General features: G+C 70.9%; 21 protein-coding genes. 7 read left to right on the top strand and 14 right to left on the bottom strand.

The genetic code is table 11. From position 1 onward, the window contains the following. Positions 1-120 precede the first annotated feature (120 nt). From ACZ4TR_RS07725 to ACZ4TR_RS07675, 11 genes are all read right to left on the bottom strand, one after another. The gene (locus ACZ4TR_RS07725) at positions 121-678 is read right to left on the bottom strand and encodes a hypothetical protein (protein WP_465286223.1); all 558 of its coding nucleotides are present in this window, start codon (positions 676-678) and stop codon (positions 121-123) included. Between the two features lie 86 nt (positions 679-764). Then, positions 765-2,732 (bottom strand): thioredoxin domain-containing protein, encoded by a 1,968-nt coding sequence (locus ACZ4TR_RS07720; protein WP_465286222.1) that lies wholly within the window; start codon positions 2,730-2,732, stop codon positions 765-767. A 22-nt stretch (positions 2,733-2,754) separates the two neighbouring features. Further along, positions 2,755-3,477: a hypothetical protein gene (locus tag ACZ4TR_RS07715; RefSeq protein ID WP_364523832.1), complete on the bottom strand. Its 723-nt coding sequence runs from the start codon at positions 3,475-3,477 to the stop codon at positions 2,755-2,757. Then, positions 3,477-4,622 carry a hypothetical protein gene (locus ACZ4TR_RS07710; RefSeq protein ID WP_465286221.1) on the bottom strand — a complete coding sequence of 382 codons (1,146 nt, stop codon included), beginning with the start codon at positions 4,620-4,622 and terminating at the stop codon, positions 3,477-3,479. The genes ACZ4TR_RS07715 and ACZ4TR_RS07710 overlap by 1 nt, the downstream gene beginning before the upstream one ends. Position 4,623: 1 nt before the next feature. Further along, entirely contained in the window at positions 4,624-5,895 is a 1,272-nt protein-coding gene (locus tag ACZ4TR_RS07705; protein ID WP_465286220.1) for a hypothetical protein, read from the bottom strand. Positions 5,896-5,911: 16 nt separating this feature from the next. Then, positions 5,912-6,784, bottom strand: a complete 873-nt coding sequence (locus tag ACZ4TR_RS07700; protein WP_364523839.1) for a phage distal tail protein — start codon at positions 6,782-6,784, stop codon at positions 5,912-5,914. Continuing rightward, positions 6,785-8,332, bottom strand: a complete 1,548-nt coding sequence (locus tag ACZ4TR_RS07695; protein WP_465286219.1) for a phage tail protein — start codon at positions 8,330-8,332, stop codon at positions 6,785-6,787. A gap of 14 nt (positions 8,333-8,346) precedes the next feature. Beyond that, positions 8,347-8,496, bottom strand: coding sequence for a hypothetical protein (locus ACZ4TR_RS07690; RefSeq protein WP_284750608.1), 150 nt, complete (start codon positions 8,494-8,496; stop codon positions 8,347-8,349). A 59-nt stretch (positions 8,497-8,555) separates the two neighbouring features. After that, positions 8,556-8,972, bottom strand: coding sequence for a hypothetical protein (locus ACZ4TR_RS07685; RefSeq protein ID WP_364523843.1), 417 nt, complete (start codon positions 8,970-8,972; stop codon positions 8,556-8,558). Beyond that, the gene (locus ACZ4TR_RS07680; RefSeq protein WP_465286218.1) at positions 8,969-9,445 is read right to left on the bottom strand and encodes a phage tail tube protein; all 477 of its coding nucleotides are present in this window, start codon (positions 9,443-9,445) and stop codon (positions 8,969-8,971) included. The genes ACZ4TR_RS07685 and ACZ4TR_RS07680 overlap by 4 nt, the downstream gene beginning before the upstream one ends. Positions 9,446-9,493: 48 nt before the next feature. Further along, positions 9,494-9,916 (bottom strand): minor capsid protein, encoded by a 423-nt coding sequence (locus ACZ4TR_RS07675; RefSeq protein ID WP_364523847.1) that lies wholly within the window; start codon positions 9,914-9,916, stop codon positions 9,494-9,496. A gap of 123 nt (positions 9,917-10,039) precedes the next feature. Here ACZ4TR_RS07675 and ACZ4TR_RS07670 point away from each other — a divergent pair, with 123 nt between their 5' ends. Both ACZ4TR_RS07670 and ACZ4TR_RS07665 read left to right on the top strand, forming a co-directional pair. After that, positions 10,040-11,407 (top strand): 3' terminal RNA ribose 2'-O-methyltransferase Hen1, encoded by a 1,368-nt coding sequence (locus ACZ4TR_RS07670; RefSeq protein WP_465286217.1) that lies wholly within the window; start codon positions 10,040-10,042, stop codon positions 11,405-11,407. Continuing rightward, positions 11,404-13,890 carry a polynucleotide kinase-phosphatase gene (locus ACZ4TR_RS07665; protein ID WP_465286216.1) on the top strand — a complete coding sequence of 829 codons (2,487 nt, stop codon included), beginning with the start codon at positions 11,404-11,406 and terminating at the stop codon, positions 13,888-13,890. The genes ACZ4TR_RS07670 and ACZ4TR_RS07665 overlap by 4 nt, the downstream gene beginning before the upstream one ends. A 109-nt stretch (positions 13,891-13,999) precedes the next feature. On the opposite strand, the gene ACZ4TR_RS07660 is transcribed toward ACZ4TR_RS07665, so the two are convergent. Continuing rightward, the gene (locus ACZ4TR_RS07660) at positions 14,000-14,332 is read right to left on the bottom strand and encodes a hypothetical protein (RefSeq protein WP_364523853.1); all 333 of its coding nucleotides are present in this window, start codon (positions 14,330-14,332) and stop codon (positions 14,000-14,002) included. Then, positions 14,329-15,240 (bottom strand): mycothiol conjugate amidase Mca, encoded by a 912-nt coding sequence (gene mca, locus ACZ4TR_RS07655; RefSeq protein ID WP_364523855.1) that lies wholly within the window; start codon positions 15,238-15,240, stop codon positions 14,329-14,331. The genes ACZ4TR_RS07660 and mca overlap by 4 nt, the downstream gene beginning before the upstream one ends. A gap of 136 nt (positions 15,241-15,376) precedes the next feature. Here mca and ACZ4TR_RS07650 point away from each other — a divergent pair, with 136 nt between their 5' ends. The 3 genes from ACZ4TR_RS07650 to ACZ4TR_RS07640 all read left to right on the top strand — a co-directional run bounded on the left by ACZ4TR_RS07650 (position 15,377) and on the right by ACZ4TR_RS07640 (position 17,381). After that, positions 15,377-15,820 (top strand): DUF4307 domain-containing protein, encoded by a 444-nt coding sequence (locus ACZ4TR_RS07650; RefSeq protein ID WP_364523857.1) that lies wholly within the window; start codon positions 15,377-15,379, stop codon positions 15,818-15,820. A 195-nt stretch (positions 15,821-16,015) separates the two neighbouring features. Beyond that, positions 16,016-16,519, top strand: a complete 504-nt coding sequence (gene greA / locus ACZ4TR_RS07645) for a transcription elongation factor GreA (RefSeq protein ID WP_020641255.1) — start codon at positions 16,016-16,018, stop codon at positions 16,517-16,519. A gap of 49 nt (positions 16,520-16,568) precedes the next feature. Beyond that, complete coding sequence (locus ACZ4TR_RS07640) at positions 16,569-17,381, top strand: MBL fold metallo-hydrolase (protein ID WP_465286215.1); 813 nt, start codon at positions 16,569-16,571, stop codon at positions 17,379-17,381. A gap of 202 nt (positions 17,382-17,583) precedes the next feature. Here ACZ4TR_RS07640 and ACZ4TR_RS07635 read toward each other — a convergent pair whose 3' ends face one another. After that, entirely contained in the window at positions 17,584-18,057 is a 474-nt protein-coding gene (locus ACZ4TR_RS07635; protein ID WP_465286214.1) for an Lrp/AsnC family transcriptional regulator, read from the bottom strand. Between the two features lie 121 nt (positions 18,058-18,178). On the opposite strand from ACZ4TR_RS07635, the gene hppD reads away from it, so the two are divergent. Together hppD and ACZ4TR_RS07625 are read left to right on the top strand one after the other, a co-directional pair. Then, the gene (gene hppD / locus ACZ4TR_RS07630) at positions 18,179-19,378 is read left to right on the top strand and encodes a 4-hydroxyphenylpyruvate dioxygenase (RefSeq protein WP_285476518.1); all 1,200 of its coding nucleotides are present in this window, start codon (positions 18,179-18,181) and stop codon (positions 19,376-19,378) included. 134 nt (positions 19,379-19,512) lie between these two features. Then, positions 19,513-20,064: a YbaB/EbfC family nucleoid-associated protein gene (locus tag ACZ4TR_RS07625; RefSeq protein WP_465286213.1), complete on the top strand. Its 552-nt coding sequence runs from the start codon at positions 19,513-19,515 to the stop codon at positions 20,062-20,064. The last annotated feature ends 10 nt before the right edge of the window (positions 20,065-20,074 follow it).

Raw genomic sequence — 20,074 nt, 5'->3', positions numbered from 1 at the left:
TTGGGGGGGGGGGGAGTGGTGTGGCGCGGGGGGGGGGGGGAGGTGGGGGTGGGGGGGGGCGGGGTGAGGGGGCGAACTCCCCTCCCCCCCCCTCCCCCCCCCCCCCCCCCCCTGCCGCGTTCAGGCGAGGTCGGGGCCCTTCGCGCGCAGGTCGTCGACCTTGGTCATCGCTTCCCGCAGCTCGCCCAGCCAGCTGTCCGCGTGCTCGCCGACCAGCCGCACCGCCCACGCCAGCGCGTCCGAACGGGACCGCGCCACTCCCGCGTCCACCAGCGTGTCCAGCACCAGCCGCTCCGGCTGGCGCAGCCGGGTCATCACCGGGGCCGAATGCGTCGTGAACAGCGCCGTCGTCCCGCCCAGGCGCGCGCCCCACGACACCTTGCGCTGGTAGCGGTGCTCCGCCTGGCGCGCGATCTCGATGCGCTCGTCGCGCGTCTCCTCGCGGTAGCGGCTGATCCGGCCCTCCTCCGCCGCCGCGCGGGCCGCGTCGTCCGCGTACTCCTCCGTCAACGCGGGCAGCTCGCCCACCACGATGATCTCTTCGCGGTCGGCCGTCACCTCCGGCGCGCCGGTGAACCACCCGTCGGGCAGCCGCCCGCCGAACCAGGCCGCCGCGTCGTCCGCCGGGGGCACTTCGGCCTGCTGCCAGCCTCGGCTGCCCTTCCAGCCTCGTCCCATGACTCCACCTCCGCGATTACATGATTACAACGCTGCTGACGCTACGCCGAATCCCCGCGGAAGAGCACCGCGTTCACCCAGGGCGATCAGAGCTGGGCGGCCAGCTCCTCGGCCGTCGTCACCGGCCGGTCGCAGACGTACCCGCGGCAGACGTAAGCCGCGGGCGACCCGTCCACCAACGGGCGCTCCGCCAGCAGCGGGACGCCCGGGGCGTCCGGCTCGCCGGCCAGGACGATGCCGCCGCCGTGCACGCCCCGCGCCGCCGCCAGGCGCAACGCCGGGTCCGCGCCCACCACCGCGACCTGCACCGGGCCGGCCTGCAGCGCCTCCGCCACCGACAGCCAGTGCCCGGCGAACCGCGGCACCCGCCCGGCCAGCACGCCGGCGCGCCTCAGCGCCTGCTCGGCGGCCTCGCGGTACCGCGCCGAGTCGGCGTGCCCGGCCAGCGCGGACGCCGTCAGCAACGCCCCGGCCAGCGCCGACGCTCCGGCCGGGCTCGCGTTGTCGCCCGGGTCGGCCGGACGCTGGACCAGCGTCTCGGCGTCGTCGGCGGTGTCGAAGTACGCGCCCGGGACGTCCGGGGACGCGAAGTGGGTCAACGCCAGGTCGAGCAGCCGGGTCGCCTCGGTGAGCCACTCCGGCGAGCCGGTCGCCTGGTGCAGGGCCAGGAACCCGTCGGCGACGCAGGCGTAGTCCTCCAGCACCCCGGCGGACTCGCCGACGACGCCGTCGCGCGAACTGCGCCGCAACCGGCCGTCGACGACGTGCACCCGGAGCAGCAACTCCGCCGCGGAGACCGCCCCTTCGATCCACTGTGGACGATCCAGCGCGACCCCGGCCTCGGCCAGCGCCGTGATCGCCAAACCGTTCCAGGACGCGATCACCTTGTCGTCCCGGCCGGGCTGCGGCCGCTTCGCGCGTGCCTCCAGCAACTTGACCCGAAGGGGTTCCGGCAGGTCCCCGAACAGGCGCAGCGTCGACGCGCCCTCCTCGAACGTCCCCTCCTCGGTGACCCCGAACAGCGCGGCCGCGGAATCGTCACCGACGACCTCACGCAGCTGCGACGGTGTCCACACGTACGTCAGGCCTTCGACGCCGTCGGTGTCCGCGTCCAGTGAAGACGCGAAGCCACCTTCGGCCGTCCGCAGATACCCGAACAGGAACTCCGCGGTCCCGGAAGCGACGCGCAACGCCGTCGCCGAGCCGGTGCGCCGCCAGAGGTGGGCGTAGAACCGCAGGAGCAACGCGTTGTCGTACAGCATCTTCTCGAAGTGGGGCACGATCCACGAAGCGTCCACGGAGTACCGCGCGAAGCCACCGGCGAGCTGGTCGTAGAGACCGCCCCGGGCCATCGCCTCGGCGGTCGACTCCACTAGGGAGAGCGCGTCGGCCGAGCCCGTCCGCTCGTGGTGCCGCAGCAGGAACTCCAGCACCATCGACGGCGGGAACTTCGGCGCGCCGCCGAACCCGCCGTTGACCGGATCCGCCTCCTGCCGCAGCTTCGCCACCGCACCGGCGAGCACGGCTTCGTCCACGACGGACTCCTGCAGCGGGCCGGTCTGCTCGGCGATGTGCGCGACGATCTGCTTGGCGCCGTCGAGCAGCTCGTCCGGCCGCTCCCGCCACGCCCCGGCGACCGCCGACAGGAGCTGCCGGAACGACGGCATCCCCGGCCGCGGCGACGGCGGGTAGTAGGTGCCGCAATGGAACGGCTCGCCGTCCGGGGTCAGGAAGCACGTCATCGGCCAGCCGCCCTGCCCGGTCATCGCCTGCGTGGCGGCCATGTACACGGCGTCGATGTCCGGCCGCTCTTCGCGGTCGACCTTGATGTTGACGAAGTGCTCGTTCATCACCGCCGCGGTCTCGGCGTCTTCGAACGACTCGTGCGCCATGACGTGGCACCAGTGGCACGCCGCGTAGCCCACCGAGAGCAGGATGGGCACGTTCCGCCGCCGCGCCTCGGCGAGCGCGCCGGCCCCCCACTGCCACCACTCGACCGGGTTGTCCGCGTGCTGGAGCAGGTACGGGCTGGTCGCATCGGCGAGACGGTTCATGCCTCCCAGCGTAGGTCCGGGTTCACGTCTGGCGCTGGGTGGCGTCCATCGCGACGCCCACGACGTTGCCGGTGCCGGACGTCCGGCGGTAGTTCACCGCGACCCGCACCTCGCCGGCGTAGGGCCGCCCGGGCAGGGCGTACGGGCCCCGCCGGTTGCGGCCGAGGCCGGGCCCCAGCGACCACGACTCGGCGACGCTCGCCTGCCCGGCGGCGTCGGTGATGACGACCTGGCCCTCGCCGTTGGTCGCGCCTTCGCACCCTTCGACGGTGAACAGCTGGATGAACGGGTGCGTCTTCTGGAAGTTGGCCTCCCACACCGTTTCGAACGAGGCGCTGGTGATCTTCGGCCAGTCGCCGAACCGCACCTTCTCGAACGACACCGGAATCCACGGCCGCGCCAGGCCGCTGCCGGACACGGCGTCGTCGGAGGCGACGATGTCGCTGCCGCCGTCGGTCAGCGCCCAGAACTGCCGCCCGCTGTCGGTCGTGTACGTGTACATCACGTCCGAGCCGCCGTCGCGGCGGATCCGGATGATCTGCTTGCCGTCGGTGCCCGGCCCGAAGTAGAGGATCAGGTGCCCGTCCTGGTCGACCATCCGGATCACGCCGTTGTCCTGCACGGTGAACGTGCCGCCGGAGATGGTCGCGTTGCCGATGCCGACGCGCTTGCGCAGCTCGTCGACCTCCCGGCGCAGCGCCACGACCTGGTCGATCAGGTTCGACGGCTGGTTGATCTGTGCCATCAGGCCGCGTCCTCCAACAGGGGGTTCATGGTGAGCACCACGCCCTCGCGCCCGTCGTCGCCGACGGTGACGTCGAGCGCGACGATCCGCATCAGCGTGTCGAGCCCGCCGGCGTGGAAGTCGTCCTTGATGACCACCCGCGCATCGTCGCCCAGCCCGATCTCGGCGACGGTCGGCGGGAGTCCACCGTGGACGGTCAGCGTCGGCAGCACGACGGGCAGCCTGCTCACCGCCTGGTCCGACCGCGCGTGCGAGGCCAGCTGGTCCGGGTCGGTGACCGAGCTGTAGCCGTACTCGGTCTCCAGCAGCGGCCAGCCGTCGGGGTACCGGACGCGGTCCTCGGCGACGGCGACGAGCATGCCGGTCTCGATCCCGTCGCCGGAGGCGAACGTCCGGGTGGCCATCCGGGTGCCGTCCGACGGCCAGCCGTACCCGAGCAGGTTCCCGCCGTACTCCCAGACGTGCGCGGAGCCCTGCTGCCCGAGCCTCGGGGTGCCGAGCCGCATGAGCCGGGTCGGGCGGCCGTCGCGGTCGGGCGGGCCGACGTCGAACATCACGTCGGGGCCGTCGTAGAGCTGGGAGAGCTTGCGCAGCGCGTCGCCGACGCTGGCGTTCTGGTAGCCGAAGTACGTCCGGTCGAGCCGGATGCCGGAGAGGTCGCGGTCGGGGAAGGTGACGCCGATGTTCCCGCCGGGGTGCGACTGCGCCAGCTCGACCAGGTTGCGCGCGATCGTGTTCTGGTCGGTGTTCTTCCACTCGACCTTCTGCTTCGCGACGAAGTGCGGGTCGGTGAACGCGGCCGCCGGGAGCACCGGCAGCACCTTGCGGTGCTCGAAGTACGACCAGAAGTCCGCGCACCCCAGGGAGATCTGCTGGGACTCGGAGTCGAACTTCCGCGTCCACACCAGCCCGCCCCACACCGGGCGGCTGTCGCGCAGCACGTAGACGACCCGGCGGCCCGGCGTGCTCAGGTCGTACGGGTCGATCGCGCGGATCCGCGCGTCGCCCAGGCTCAGCGTCGCGGACAGCGTCCCGGACGCGCCCAGCTTCTTCGAGTACTTGACGCCGGTGAGCGGCACCTCGGCCAGGGTCCGGTTCGTCACCAGGTCCGAGATCAGGTAGGTGTGGACCGGGTCCTGGGCCATGTCAGGCCCGCAGCCAGGTCAGCGAGACGTGGTTGATGTTGGCCCACTCACCGCTGTGCACCCGCCCGGCGTTGTCGGTCCAGAAGATCACGCTCACCGTGGTCCCGGCCGGGAAGAAGTTCGTCGTGGCGCAGCTCATCGTGGCGGGCGAGGTGGCGTACCAGCGCGACATCGTGTTCGTGTAGCGGATCGCCGTGTTCGCGCCGTCGGTGATCGCCATGTAGGTGTGGTACTCGCCGCTGCCCATCGGGGCGATCATCCGGAAGGCGGCATCGATGCTCCAGATGCCGGCCCGGTTGAGCGTGAAGGTGTCGTTGTTCGCCGAGGGCGTGATGTCCGGGGACGCGTAGACCGTGGTGGGGAACCTGCTGCGCGTGTCCGTCCCGGAGGGGAAGGTCTGGACGTTGCCGCGCGTCTCGTAGCGGGCCTCGTGCCGGGTGGCCGCCGGGGTGGTGCCGACCGCGCCGCCGCCCGTGGCGACCGAGCCGACCCAGTCCGCGCCGTTCCACCGGTAGACCAGGTTGTCCTGCGTGCTGAACACGAGCTGGCCGGGCAGCGGGTCGGTGATCATCGCGCGGATGTCGGCCAGCGACGTGCACACGGGCAGGCTCGGCACCCGCCACTTTTCGCCGTCGTTGACCTCCAGCCAGCGCCGGTCCTGCCGGTAGGTGGTGGTGCCGTTGTAGGCGTGGACGGCGTCGCGCTCGCCGACCCCGCGGCTAGGCACGACTCCGCCGAGCCCGACCACCCAGCCGGGCCGCCGGTCTTCGACCAGGTCCGGCGTGATGGCCTTGGTCCCGGCCGGGACGCGCACCCTGGCCAGCTGCATGTGGTCGCCGGCGGGCGTGGGTTCGGCCGGCGTCGACGACGGTTCGCCGACGATCTGCCGGACCACGAAGGCGTTGGACGTGTCGCCGTAGAACTTGTCCGCCTGCTGCGCGACGATCAGGTCGATCCGCGCGTTGGAGGAGTGCGCCGGGTTGTCCTTGAGCAGGTCGAGCGTCTTGACCGCGTCCAGCGTCTGCACGTAGCTGCCGACCCCGCGGCTCGCGCGCATGAACATCTGGAACGGCTGGACGGTCACCGTTCCGTCCGGCGTCGGCGACGCCGCGGCCACCTTGCCGGGATCGCCGGTGGCGGGCCGGATGCCGTTGCGGGCCAGCACCGGGCCGGGGCCGGGCTGCAGGGCCGCGCTCAGCGCCAGCCGCGCGTCTTCGGTGGTGATGACGCCGTTCGGCGAGTCGGACACGGCCCACGAATTGCGCTCGGCCATGGTGTTCCCCCTCAAGTCAGATGATGGCGTGCCGCCAGCGCCCGGTGAGCGACGCCTTCGGGTCGTAGGACGCGGCGGTGAAGTCGACCTGGACCGCGCCGTTCGCGGGGATCGGGAACCAGCCGCGGGTGAGCAGCCGGTCGCTCCGGTTGACCCCGTTGAGCAGCACCGTCCGCGCGTCGGTGTCGATGGTCAGCACCTGCTCGTCCCCGACGGTGAAGGTGTCGTCGAACACCAGCCGTTCGCCGGTGTCCCGGTTGGCGATCACCGGGCCGGTGACCGGGCCGCGGATCTCCCACACCGGCCAGCTGGCCGCGCCGCCCGCGTTGACCGCGCGCAGCCGGCCGCCCTGCTTGCCGGTGCCGAACACCAGCCGGAAGGTGAGCGGGAACGGCAGGCCGTCGGCCGGGGGCGACGGCAGCGCGGTGACGTCGCGCTGCTCCGCGACCGAGTACAGCCGCGGATCCGTGGCCTGCCACTGGATCGCGCCGGTGGTGTAGCCGAGCGCGTAGTACTTCTCGACGTTGATGGTCCGCCGGACGCACCGGGCGTTCGCCAGCCAGCTCTCGCCGTCGAGCCGCACGACGAGCGGCTCCTCCAGCGGGCGCTCCGCCGGTGCGGTGATCGTCCGGAGGGTCGTGACGACCGCGCCGAACTCGGCCGCCGGCACGCCCTTGACCAGGTAGGACAACGTGACCGTGCGCTGACCGGCCAGCTGGTTGCCCTGGAACCCGCCGTGGCGGCCGGGCCGGTCGGGGTTGTCGGCGCGCATCTCCGGCAGGTCGAGCCAGCCTTCGAGCTTGCTCATCCGGAACGGGCTGCCCGAGCCGAGCAGCGTACCCCGCCACTCCAGCTGGCCGTCGGCGGTGATCAGGTCCCCCGCGCTCACTCAGCCACCCCCTCGGGACATCCAGTCCAGATCGCCCGCGATGTCGGCCGGGGTCTGGCTGGGTGTGGCGTAGAAGTTCTCGATGTGCACCACGGCCCGGTCCGGCCGCGGCGCGTCCGCGGCGAACCCGGCGCCGGCGAAGGCCAGTGCCCGCGGCTGGACGGTCGCGAGGTCCCCGAGCCGGCTCGCCACCAGGCCGGCCAGCTGGGTGGAGGCCCGCGCGACCGCGCCGCTGGTCTGCTCGATGCCCTGCGCGAGCCCCAGCGGCACCCAGCGGCCGAGCTCGGCGGCCACCTTCGACGGGGAGTTGATGCCGAGGATCGACTTGATCGGGCCGGGGATGATGTCCTTGATCAGCCCGATGATCTTGTCCTTGATCCACGTGGCCGCGTTCTTGATGCCGTTCCAGAGTCCCTCGAGGATCGACCGGCCGACGTCGACCAGGAGGTTCCCCAGGTTCCCGAGCGCGCCCAGGATCATCCCGGGCAGGCCGCCGAGCCACGACAGCAGCTCGCCGAGCTTCCCGACGGCGCCGCTGGCGATGGAGCCGAACCAGCCGAGCACCATCCCGGGCAGCCGGCCCAGCCAGCCGATCGCGGCGATGACGCCGTTGATCGCGACCTGGATCGCCGCGACGATCGCGTTCCACACCGTCACGAGGAAGTCCCAGATGGCCTGGAACGCGGCCTTCGTCCACGCGACGATCGTGTCCCAGTTCGCGATGATCAACGCCACGAGCGCGACGACCGCGGCGATGATGAGCGGGATCGGCCCCATCGCCAGCAGCCACGCCGCGGCCATCTTGGCCCCGGCGATCAGCGATTCGACGCCCATCATGACCCAGGCCCCGACCACCTGGGCGGCGGTGGCGAGCGCGGCCCAGCCCATCAGTCCCCATTGGAAGACCTGCTGGATCATCGTCCCGAGGGAGATCGCGCCGGAGATCGCCGCCTGCGTCGACATGGCGATCCAGGAAGCCACGGTCGTGGCCGCCGAGACCACCGCCGAAGCGGCCATCGTGGCGAACGAGGCGATCATCCCGGCCGCGGCTATCGCGGCCTGGATCCCGACTTGGACGAGTGCGGGCAAGAAGAACGTGAGAAGCGCGCCGCCCACGATCATGATCGGGGTCTTGTTGGCCTCGATCCAGCTCGCCAGGGCCTGGAACACCGGCACCACCGTGCCGGAGATGAACCCGGAAACCGCGGCGAGCGCCGGCTGGAAGTTCTGGGAGATGAAGCCGAGCGCCGCGTTCAAGCCGGCTTGGATTCCCTGGCCCAGCAACGCGATCACGGGTCCGCTGAGGATCGACAGCAGCCCGCCGCCCAGCGCCGTCGCGGCCTGGATCCCGATGTTCGCCGCGGTGCCGACCACCGGGCCGTGCGCCGCGCTCAGCCGCTGCGATACGCCCGCGCCCCAGTCGTCGGCGCTCTTGAGCATCAAGTTCTTGGCTTCGTCGAACTTCTTCTGCATTTCGCCGAGCACGGCCTTGAACTGCTCGTCGTTGATGCTCAGGTTCGCGGTGAAGTCACCGATCGTCAACGCCATCGCACACCCCCTCCCTACAGGTTGCCGATCACCGAGCGGGCCGTCTCCCCGTCGACCTCGACCGGCTCGTCCTTGGTCACCTGGCGCCACACGCTCTCCGGGGACAGCCCGGAAACCAGCGCGGCGAACTCCCACCAGGACAGGCCGTCGTCGAGGTCGGCCATCAGGTCGCGGCCGTACTCGCGCAGCCAGTCCGCGTAGAGCAGCCGCCAGTGGCGCAGGATCAGGCGGATGGCGTGTTCGCCGTCGCCCCCGTCACGCTCGGCGCGGGGGCCTGACCGTTTCCCGGGTTCTGCTGCCGGTTCTGGTAGAGCTGCTGGCAGGTGCCGAGCACGTCGGGCAGGTCGTCGATCTCCAGGCCGCGGTTGAGGATGTCGACCAGGTTCTGCTCGCCCAGCAACGCGGAAAGCATGTCGAACGCCTCTTCGGCGCTGACCTCGTCCGCGGCCGCCCGGCCGTTCTTCTTCGCGGACACCGCGAACAGGATCAGCTTGGCGGGCAAGGAATGCGGCAGCGTGTAGACCTTGCCGAGGATGCGGATGCGCGGCGCCACGCGGGCCGCCTTGCGCTCGCGCCAGGCCTCGTCGAAGTCGTAGTCGACGGTGAGCTGGGCGTCCGGGACGCCGGTCGGCTCGGTCATTCGCCGTCCTCCGCGACACTCGCGCTGACGGCCGCGGTGGCCGACGGGCCGGACCGGGTGACCGTGGCGACCCAGGCGTACTTGTCGTTGTTGCCACCGCCGTGCTCGCCGAGGCTGAAGGTCGCGTTCCAGACCTTCCACTGCGTGTCCACCGGGTGCCGGAAGCGGATCTTGCCGACGCTGGCGAACCCGACCTGCGTGGCCAGCGCCTCGACGCGCGCCTGCCCCGGGTCCTGCGCGCCGTTCGCGGGGTCCTTCAACAGGAACCCTTCCAGGGCGAGCGTCGCGCCGCGCTGGATGACCTCCTGCTCGTAGTTGCCCGCCGAGTCGAACGTCGTGGTGTCGACGACTTCTTCGTTCTCGCCGGCGTTCGGCACGGCGGAGTTGAGACCCCCGATCGGCGTCCAGGTGGTGCCGTTCGTCTCGGCGACCTGGATGATGATGTCCCGGGCGTTGATCTTGACAGTGGGCATCGACGCTCCCCTTTTCGATACTGCTTGTGCGATGCGGAAAAGCGAGGTTCAGGCTCGGTTGCCGACGGGCCGGTGCAGCTCCATCCGCAGCGCGACCGACCATTCGTCGCGGTCGCCCGCGTCGCGTCCGACGTAGACCGGGCCGGCCTGCGTGCCGACGCTGGAGACGAGCCAGGTGTTCCCGGGCAGCCGCCGGTTTCCCAGTCCGTGCACGGCGTCGTAGACGGCCTGGGCCTTCGCCTCGGCCGCGACGGCGTTCTTCGCGACGCCGCGCACGCGGATCTGGACCACGGGTTCGTCGTAGGGAAGCCGCGCGTCGGACTCGGCGCCGGGAAGCCGGCTCAGGACGAGGGCGGCGTCCGGGGTGGCGGGCATGGCGAGCAGGAAGATGTCCCCGCCGGTTCCGGTGGATTCGTAGTTCCCCAGCCCCAGTTCCTCAAGCAGCGCAGCGACTTCTTCGAGAAACGTCAACTTGGCCCCCCGGCCTCTCCCCCAGTGCTGACGCCAGCTTGCCCGACGTCCGAAGAATCGTCAACTGTCCGTTTCTGCCAAAAACGGGACGCGCCGGAGACGGTCATCGTCCACACTGGGCACGTGCTCCTCACGATCTCGACGACCCGGAACCCCGCTACCGACTTGGGTTTTCTCCTGCACAAGCACCCGGAGAAAGCGCAGTCGGTCGCGTTGTCGGCCGGTTCGGCGCACGTTTTCTACCCGGAGGCGTCGGAAGATCGCTGCACCGTCGCCTTGTTCGTCGAAATCGACCCGATCGCGCTCGTGCGCGGGGGCGGGACTTCGCTGACGCAGTACGTCAACGACCGGCCGTACGCCGGTGGCTCGTACCTCGCGGTCGCGCTGCGGGGCGCGTTCACGACGGCGCTCGCGGGCCGCTGCGCCGCGCGTCCGGAACTCGTCGACGAGCTTTTCGAACTGGAGATCCGGGTGCCGTCGCTGTCTGCGCGGGGCGGCGCCGAAGTGGTGCGCAAATTGTTCGAGCCGCTGGGCTGGCGCGTCGCGACCGCGCCGATCCCGCTCGATCCGGAATTCCCGCAGTGGGGCGAGAGCCGCTATGTCGACTTGACGCTCACCGGCACGCACCGCGTCGCCGACGCGCTGCGCCACCTCTACGTCCTGCTGCCCGCACTGGACGGCGGCAAGCACTACTGGGTCGGGCAGGACGAGGCCGACAAGCTGCTGCGCGCCGGCGAAGGCTGGCTCGCCGGGCACCCCGAGCGGACGCTGATCACCACCCGCTACCTGGAGCGGCGCCGCCCGGTCGTGCACTACGCGCTTTCGCGGCTGGCCGAGGCCGACGACGTCCCGGCGGAAGCCGGGGCGCTGGTGACCGAAGTGCCGGACCACCCGGAGAGCCTCGCGTCGCAGCGCCACGGCAGCGTGCTCGCCGCGTTGCGGGCCGCGGGCGCGCGGCGCGTGCTCGACCTCGGCTGCGGGACCGGCGCGCTGCTGCGCGTGCTCGAGCAGGACCGGTCGTTCACCGAGATCGTCGGCGTCGACGTCTCCGCGAGCGCCCTGGACATCGCCGAGAAGCGGCTGAAGGGCGGCTCCCGCGTCACGCTGCGGCAGTCCGCGCTCACCTACGCCGACCCGGCGCTGGCCGGGTACGACGCCGCCGTGCTGATGGAGGTCGTCGAACACGTCGACGTGGAGCGGCTCCCGGCCCTGGAACACGCCGTGTTCGGGGTCGCGGCGCCGCGGACGGTGCTCGTCACGACGCCCAACGCGGAGTACAACCGGCTGTTCGAGTTCCTGCCGATGGGGCATTTCCGGCACGCCGATCACCGGTTCGAATGGACGCGAGCCGAGTTCCGCGCCTGGGCGGACGGCGTCGCGACCCGGCGCGGCTACGACGTCCGGTACGTGCCGATCGGACCGGAGGACCAGGAATCGGGACCGCCGACCCAGCTGGCGGTCTTCACCACCCACGAGGAGGTGACCGCGTGAAGCTGACCGTTCCCGACATGTCGCTCGTCGTGCTCGTCGGCGCTTCCGGCTCCGGCAAGTCGACGTTCGCGCGCACGCACTTCGCGCCGACGCAGGTGCTCTCCAGCGACTTCTTCCGCGGGCTCGTCGCCGACGACGAAAACGACCAGTCGGCGTCGGCCGAGGCGTTCGACGCATTGCACTACGTCGCGGCGAAGCGGCTCGCGGCCGGCCGGACGACCGTCATCGACGCGACGAACGTCCAGCGCGCCTCGCGGGCGGCCCTGGTGAAGCTCGCGAAGGAGCACGACGTGCTGCCGACGGCGATCGTGCTCGACCTGCCGATCGCGGTCTGCGCGGCGCGCAACGCTTCCCGGCCGGACCGCGACTTCGGCGACCACGTGATCCGGCGGCAGCGCGGCGAGCTCCAGCGGTCGCTGAAGTCCCTGGAGCGCGAGGGTTTCCGGCGCGTGCACGTGCTGCGCGGCGAGGCCGAAGTGGCCGAGGCGGAGATCGTCTTCGAGCCGCTGCGCAACGACAAGCGCGAGCTGACCGGGCCGTTCGACGTGATCGGCGACGCCCACGGCTGCGCGGCCGAGCTCGAGGAGCTGCTGGCCGAGCTGGGGTACGTCGACGGCGTCCACCCGGCCGGGCGGACCGCGGTGTTCGTCGGCGACCTCGTCGACCGCGGCCCCGACACCCCGGGCGTGCTGCGGCGCGTGATGGGGATGGCCGCGTCTGGCGACGCGCTGGTCGTGTGCGGCAACCACGAGCAGAAGCTGGTCCGCGCGCTGCACGGGCGGAAGGTCAACGCCGCCCACGGGCTCGCGGAGTCGCTGGCGCAGCTCGACGCCGAGACGGAGGAGTTCCGCCGGCAGGCGCACGAGTTCTGCGACGGGCTGATCGCGCACTACGTCCTCGACGGCGGCAACCTCGTCGTCGCGCACGCCGGGCTGCCCGAGCGGTACCACGGGCGCGCGTCCGGACGGGTCCGGAGCATGGCGCTCTACGGCGACACGACCGGCGAGACCGACGAGTACGGCCTGCCCGTGCGGCTGCCGTGGGCCCGCGACTACCGCGGGTCGGCGATGGTCCTCTACGGGCACACGCCGACGCTCGAACCGGAGTGGGTCAACAACACGATGTGCCTCGACACGGGGTGCGTGTTCGGCGGGAAGCTGACCGCGCTGCGCTACCCGGAGCGGGAAGTCGTCTCCGTGCGGGCGCACCGCGTCTGGTACGAGCCTGCGCGGCCGCTCGACGCGTCGCGGCCGCTGGGCGGGCGCGAGCCGGCGGTGCTGGAGCTGGCCGACGTCACCGGGAAGCGGATCGTGCAGACCGCGCACCACGGCCGCGTCGGCGTCTCGGCGGAGCAGTCGGCGGCGGCGCTGGAGGTGATGAGCCGGTTCGCGGTCGACCCGCGGTGGCTGGCCTACCTGCCGCCGACGATGGCGCCGTGCTCGACGTCGTCGCACTCCGACTACCTGGAGCGTCCCGAGGAGGCGTTCGCCGAGTACCGCGCGGCGGGTGTGGAGTCGGTGCTGTGCGAGGAGAAGCACATGGGCTCGCGGGCCGTGGTGCTCGTGTGCCGGGACAGCGGCGTCTCACGGTTCGGCATCGAGGGTGGCGGCGCGGTGTACACGCGCACCGGGCGGCCGTTCTTCCCGGCTTCGCAGAACGATGCGCTTCTGACCGACGTGCGCACTGCGGCGGCCGGGCTGTTCGACGAGCTGAAGTCGGACTGGCTGCTGCTCGACACCGAGCTGCTGCCGTGGAGCGCGAAGGCGGGCTCGCTCATCTCTTCCCAGTACGCCTCGGTGGGGGCGGCCGCCGAGGCCGTGCTGCCGGCGGCGGTTTCGGCGTTGACGACGGCGTCCGCGCGGGGCATCGACGTCTCGGACCTGTTGGCACGCACGTCTTCCCGCTCGTCCACAGTGGAGTCCTATCGCGACGCGTACCGGCGTTACTGCTGGCCGACGTCGGGGCTGGAAGGCGTGCGGCTGGCGCCGTTCCAGCTGCTGGCGTCGGAGGGAGCGACCTACCACGACCGGCCGCACTCGTGGCACCTGTCGGTGCTGGACCGTCTCGCGGGCCCGCGCTTCCAGCGGACGCGGACCCTCGCGGTGGACGTGCTGGACGCCGCGTCGGTGGCCCAGGGGGTCGCGTGGTGGGAGGAGCTGACGGCGTCGGGCGGTGAGGGCATGGTCGTCAAGCCGGCGGCGAACCTGACCCTGGGCACGCGCGGGCTGGTCCAGCCGGGGCTGAAGGTCCGCGGGCGCGAATACCTGCGGATCATCTACGGGCCGGACTACACGCTGCCGGAGAACCTCGAGCGGCTGCGCAAGCGCGGGCTGAACCGGAAGCGCATGCTGGCGCTGCGCGAATACGCGCTGGGGCTGGAGGCCCTGGAGCGCGTCGCGCGGGGCGAGCCGCTGTGGCGGGTGCACGAGTGCGTGTTCGCGGTGCTCGCCCTGGAGTCGGACCCGGTGGACCCGCGGCTCTGAGCAGCGCCCCAATGTGGCCTTCGGTGCGTCAGACGCACCCAAGGCCGCCTTCGGTGCGTCTGACGCAACCAAGGCCGCCTTGGGGCGCCGGCCGTGGTTGCGCTGTGAGCTAGCTGTCGGCTTTGGTGGCCGGGGAGTCCGCCGAAGCGGGCTTCTCGGCCGCCGCCGGCTCGTCGGCCTTCGCCTCGGGCTGCTCCGCGGCGGTCTCCTCCGCGGGCGGGTCGTCGAAGCTGGCCGGGACGCGCTTCAGGTGCTTCGTCATCGAGCGGACCAGGAACGCCACCGCGATGAGGAACAGGATCAGCACCAGGAAGCCGACCGGAGAGGACTTGCCGAAGTCCTCCCCCTGCCCGCCGTTGTCGCCGTCACCCGGCTGCTGCGTCAAGACCAGGGCCGACGCGGTCACCGGAAGCGCCACGCCGGCCGGCAGCGTCAGACTCATGTGTTCACCTTCTCCTCGATGCCGATGCCGGCGAACAGGTCGTCCTCCGGCAACGTGCTGTCGACCTGCGACTTGACCAGCTCGTACTCCTCGGTCGGCCAAGTCTGGCGCTGGATCTCCAACGGGACGAAGAACCAGCGGCTGTTCGGGTCGATCTGCGTGGCGTGCGCCTTCAGCGCCTCGTCCCGCACCTCGAAGTATTCACCGCACTCGACGCGGGTCGTCACCCGCTCCATCACATCGGCGCGGTCGGGGTCCCACTTCGCCAGCCACTCGGTGTACGGCGACTCGAGCCCGGCCTCCTTCAGCGCCTCGTCGAAGGCCATCATCCGGGCCTTCGAGAAGCCGTGCATGTAGTACAGCTTCAGCGGCTGCCACGGTTCCCCCGCGTCGGGGAAGCGGCTCGGGTCCGGCGCCGCGTCCCACGCCGCCATCGACACCTCGTGCGTGCGGATGTGGTCGGGGTGCGGGTAGCCGCCGTTCTCGTCGTACGTCGTGATGACGTGCGGGCGGAACTCCCGGATCACGCGCACCAGGGCCTCGGTCGACTCCTCGAGCGGCACCACCGCGAACGAGCCCTCGGGCACCGGCGGCAGCGGGTCGCCCTCCGGCAGGCCGGAGTCGACGAAGCCCAGCCAGCGCTGGCTCACCCCGAGGATCTTGGCCGCGCGGGCCATCTCCTCGCGGCGGATCTCGCTCATGTTCGCCAGCACCTCGGGCCGGTCCATGGCCGGGTTGAGGATGCTGCCCGCCTCGCCACCGGTGCACGTGACGACCAGCACCTCGTGGCCTTCGGCGGCGTAGCGCGCCATCGTGGCGGCGCCCTTGCTCGACTCGTCGTCCGGATGCGCGTGCACGGCCATCATCCGCAGGCGCGGCTTGGCGGTCTTCGTCAGCTGGTCCACCATGCTGCGAACGACTCCTTCTCTACCCGTATTCCGCGACCCACCTGCGGGCCGCCCACCCAGCGGGCGGATACTCGATGCCGTACCCGCCCCACCATTGTCCCCACGGGTACGACAAGAACGGGCAGGAGGCCCCGCGTTGGCAGGCGGACCGGCGGAAACGGCAGCGCCCGTGCTGCCCGAAGGCCGGTATGGCACCGCGCGGGCGAAGGCGCCCCGGCGCTGGCGCCGGTGGCTCTTCCTGGCCATCGCCCTGCTGGTCAGCGGCGTGATCGCGTGGGTCGCGTACGTCAACCTCGGGTCCACGCCGATCGACGCCGAGCGCGTCGCCTTCAGCGGCGAACCGGGCAACGCGATGCAAATCACCATCAACGTGACGCGGGACGACGACAACCGGCCGGGCGTCTGCATCGTCCGGGTCCGCGACAAGACCGGCGCCGAGAGCGGCCGCAAAGAGCTCCTGATCCCCGCCGGCGCGAAGTACAGCAGGATGACCACGACGATCAAGAGCATCGGGGAACCGGTGACGGCCGACGTGTACGGCTGCTCGTACGACATACCAGACTACCTGTCAACCCCATAGCGGCCAACGGGGTGAACCGCGCGCCCAACGCCCACGGCGCGTGGAATTAACGGGCGTCGACCTGTCGCGCCGTGATAGCCTGACCCCTCAGCACGGCCCACGACGGGCCGTGTTTTTCCTTTATCTCAGCCACGCGGGCACCTAGGCCCGTGTGGGCCGGCTTGAACACGCAAGCCTGGCAGGCCCGACGAGGAGATGGTGACCGTGAGCGACACCAAGGTGACCTGGCTGACCCAGGATGCCTACGACCGGCTCAAGCACGAGCTCGACGAAATGATCGAGAATCGTCCGGTCATCGCCGCGCGCATCAACGACAGCCGCGAAGAGGGCGACCTCAAGGAGAACGGCGGCTACCACGCCGCCCGTGAGGAACAGGGCCAGGCCGAGGCGCGCATCCGGCACCTGCAGGAGCTGCTGCGCTCGGCCAAGGTCGGCGAAGCACCCGCGAACGACGGCACCGCCGGCCCCGGCAAGGTCCTCACCGTCCGCTACGAGGGCGACGACGAGGACGAGAAGTTCCTGCTCGCCACCCGCGAAGAGGGTGCTGAGGGCGAGCTCGACGTGTACTCCCCGGAGTCGCCGCTGGGCAAGGCCCTGCTCGGCGCCAAGGAGGGCGAGTCGCGCGAGTACGAGCTGCCCAACGGCAAGCTGCAGAAGGTCACCCTCGTGAAGGCGGTTCCCTACGCCGACACCAAGTAGTCACGGCTAGCGTGTCCTCCCAGGATGCACATTCTGGGAGGACATTGTCGTGAGCACCGAACCTATTTGCCTGGCCTGCGGCATGCAGTACGCCGTGGCCCGCGACGACTGCCCGGTCTGCGAGGACGAACGCCAATACGTCCCGCAGTCCGGGCAGCAGTGGACGAACCTCGCTTCGCTGCGTGAGAGCGGCACGTACGCGCCGCGGATCGAAGAGCAGGGCCCGGGCATCATCGGCGTCGGCTCGAACCCGGGCTTCGCGATCGGCGAACGCGCGCTGCTGGTGCGGGCGCGGTCCGGCAACTTCCTCTGGGACTGCGCCGCCTACCTCGACGACACGCTCGTCCAGCAGGTTCGCGACCTGGGCGGGATCACCGGCATCGCGATCAGCCACCCGCACTACTACACGACGATGGTGGAGTGGGCGCACGCGTTCGACGTGCCGATCTACCTGCACGAAGGCGACCAGCAGTGGATCGGCCGGCCCGACCCGGCGATCAAGCTGTGGTCCGGCACGACCCTGGACGTCGCGGACGACCTGCGCCTGATCAACCTCGGCGTGCACTTCACCGGCGGCACGGTCCTGCACTGGCCGGACGGCGAGGAGGGCCGCGGCGCGCTGCTGTCCGGCGACATCGTGCAGGTGATCCCCGACCGGACGCACGTGGGCTTCATGTACAGCTACCCGAACCTGGTTCCCGAGCGCCCGCACATCGTGCGCCGGGCGGCCGAGCTGCTGGCGGGGTACCGCTTCGAGGCGATCTACGGAGCTTGGTGGGACGCGATCGTGCGCACCGACGGCTTCGAGGTGGTCCAGCGCTCGGCGAAGCGCTACCTGGCCCAGGTCATCGACGAAGCCTGAGCCAGGCCAGTCGCACAAACCCGAACTTGACGCAGTGAATGACTCATTCCTGGCGCCTGGCGCCAGGAATGAGTCATTCACTGCACCGGCCACGAGCCGGCGCGGGGTCGGCACCGACTTCGCCGGGGCCTGCCACCGAACGCGGCGAACCCACTTTCGCGCCGAGAGTACAAAAGCGCACTTTCCTAGGGAAAGCTCGGTCCTAGCCCCGCGCGGTGCGCTCCAGCAGCGGACGGACCCGCGGCGGCACCGGGGTCGACAAGGCGATCGACGTCGACGTCCGCAGCACGTCCGGGACCCCCACCACCTCGTCGATCACCCGCTGCAGGTCGTCGTTGCCCCGCGCCACCATGCGGACGAACAGGTCGCCCACGCCGGTCGTCGCGTGGACCTCGCACACCTCGTCGATCGCCGAAAGCGCTTCCGCCACCTCCGCGCGGCGGCCCTGGGCGATCTCCAGCACCGCGAACGCCGTCAGGCCGTAGCCCATCGCCGCCAGGTCGAGCTCCGGCGGGAAGCCGCCGAGGATGCCGCGTTCGGTCAGGCGGTCCAGCCGCGCCTGGACCGTCCCGCGCGCCACCCCCAGCCGGCGCGCGCTCTCCAGCACCCCCAGCCGCGGGGAGTCCGTCAGCAGCAACAGGAGCCGCGCGTCCAGTGCGTCGAGGTTCTCCGACATTGCCCTCTTCCCTGCACAAGTTGTCCACGATGACAGCCGATGTCCGGCAGTCACCGAGCATATTGTTTAGCAAAATCTGAGTCTATTGCGCATTTTGCCGTACAGGATGATCCTTCGAGGTATGACCCAGACTGCCGAACCTCAGGGCGCGCTCGACGACGTCAGCTATGACCAGCTGCGTCAGCTCGTCGGGCTCGTCGACCACGACGCCTCGACCGACCCGTTCCCGGTCAAGGCCATGGACGCGGTGGTGTTCATCGCCGGCAACGCCACCCAGACCGCCTGGTACTACCAGATCGCGTTCGGGATGCAGCTCGTCGCGTACTCGGGCCCCGAGACCGGCGACTTCGAGCGCAAGTCGTACGTCCTCAAGTCCGGCTCGGCCCGGTTCGTCATCACCGGCGGCGTGCGGCCGGACTCGCCGCTGCTGGACCACCACCGCAAGCACGGCGACGGCGTCATCGACCTGGCGCTCGAGACCACCGACGTCGACAAGTGCGTCGAGCACGCCCGCGCGCAGGGCGCGACCATCCTCGAGGAGCCGCACGACGTCTCCGACGAGCACGGCACCGTCCGCATGGCCGCCATCGCGACCTACGGCGAAACCCGCCACTCGCTGGTCGACCGGTCGCGCTACACCGGGGTCTACCTGCCCGGCTACGAGCCGCGCGAGAGCACGATCAAGCGGCCGGAAGGCGCGCCGAAGCGGCTGTTCCAGGCCGTCGACCACTGCGTCGGCAACGTCGAGCTCGGCAAGATGGACTACTGGGTCGACTGGTACCACCGCGTCATGGGCTTCGTGAACATGGCGGAGTTCGTCGGCGACGACATCGCGACCGAGTACTCGGCGCTGATGAGCAAGGTCGTCTCGAACGGCAACCACCGGGTCAAGTTCCCGCTGAACGAGCCCGCCGTGGCGAAGAAGAAGTCGCAGATCGACGAGTACCTCGAGTTCTACGGCGGCGCCGGCTGCCAGCACATCGCGCTGGCCACCAACGACATCATCGCCACGGTCACCGCGATGCGCGCCGCCGGCGTCGAGTTCCTCGACACGCCGGACTCCTACTACGACGACCCCGAACTGCGCGCCCGCATCGGCAACGTCCGCGTGTCGATCGAGACGCTCAAGGAGCACAGCATCCTGGTCGACCGCGACGAGGACGGCTACCTGCTGCAGATCTTCACGAAGCCGATCGGCGACCGCCCGACCGTCTTCTACGAGCTGATCGAGCGCCACGGCTCGCTCGGCTTCGGCAAGGGCAACTTCAAGGCCCTGTTCGAGGCGATCGAGCGTGAGCAGGAGCGCCGAGGCAACCTGTAGTTCCACGAAACGGCGAAGGCCACCATGGCGGACCTGCGGGTCCCCTATGGTGGCCTTTGGCGCGTTTTCGGGACGCACGGAACCGCGGGCGGCTCGGATCCGTCAGTGTGGGGAAGCAGAGAGAAGGGGCCGGGATGCCGGACAGCATCGACGCCAGCGACGCGATGATCGACAACTGGACCAAGCGGCTCGAGGAGAATGCCGCCCGGTACCAGGCGCTGGCCGATCGCATGCAGGGTCAGTCGGTCACCGAGCGGTCGAAGGACGGCACGGTCCAGGTGACCGTCGATTCGCGCGGCCTGCTGAAGAACCTCGTCATCGCCGAGACGGCGGCCGGCAAGCGGATGGCCGAGGTGTCGGCACAGGTGATGCAGCTGGTGCAGCGCGCGCAGGCCCGGATCCCGGAACTGCTGCAGCAGGCCATGACCGAGACCACCGGCACCGGCGACCAGGCCGCGGCGGAGATCGTCCGCGAGGCGCAGAGCACCTTCCCGGAACCGCCACCGGAGTCCGAGCCCGCGTTCCCGGAGCCCGACCGCGTCCGCCGGTTCCTGCCGGAGGACAACGACGAGCAGCCGCCGCCGCGCACTCCGCCGCCCGCACCGCCGCAGCAGCAACAGCCACCGCGGCGCCGGCGGCCGGCCGACGACGATGACGACGACTTCGGCGGACCGATTCTTTCCTGAGGGGGAACCG

This window comes from Amycolatopsis sp. NPDC028719, assembly GCF_055565395.1.
Note: the sequence above shows the minus strand (reverse complement) of the source record. Positions and strands in the feature narration are given on the sequence as shown.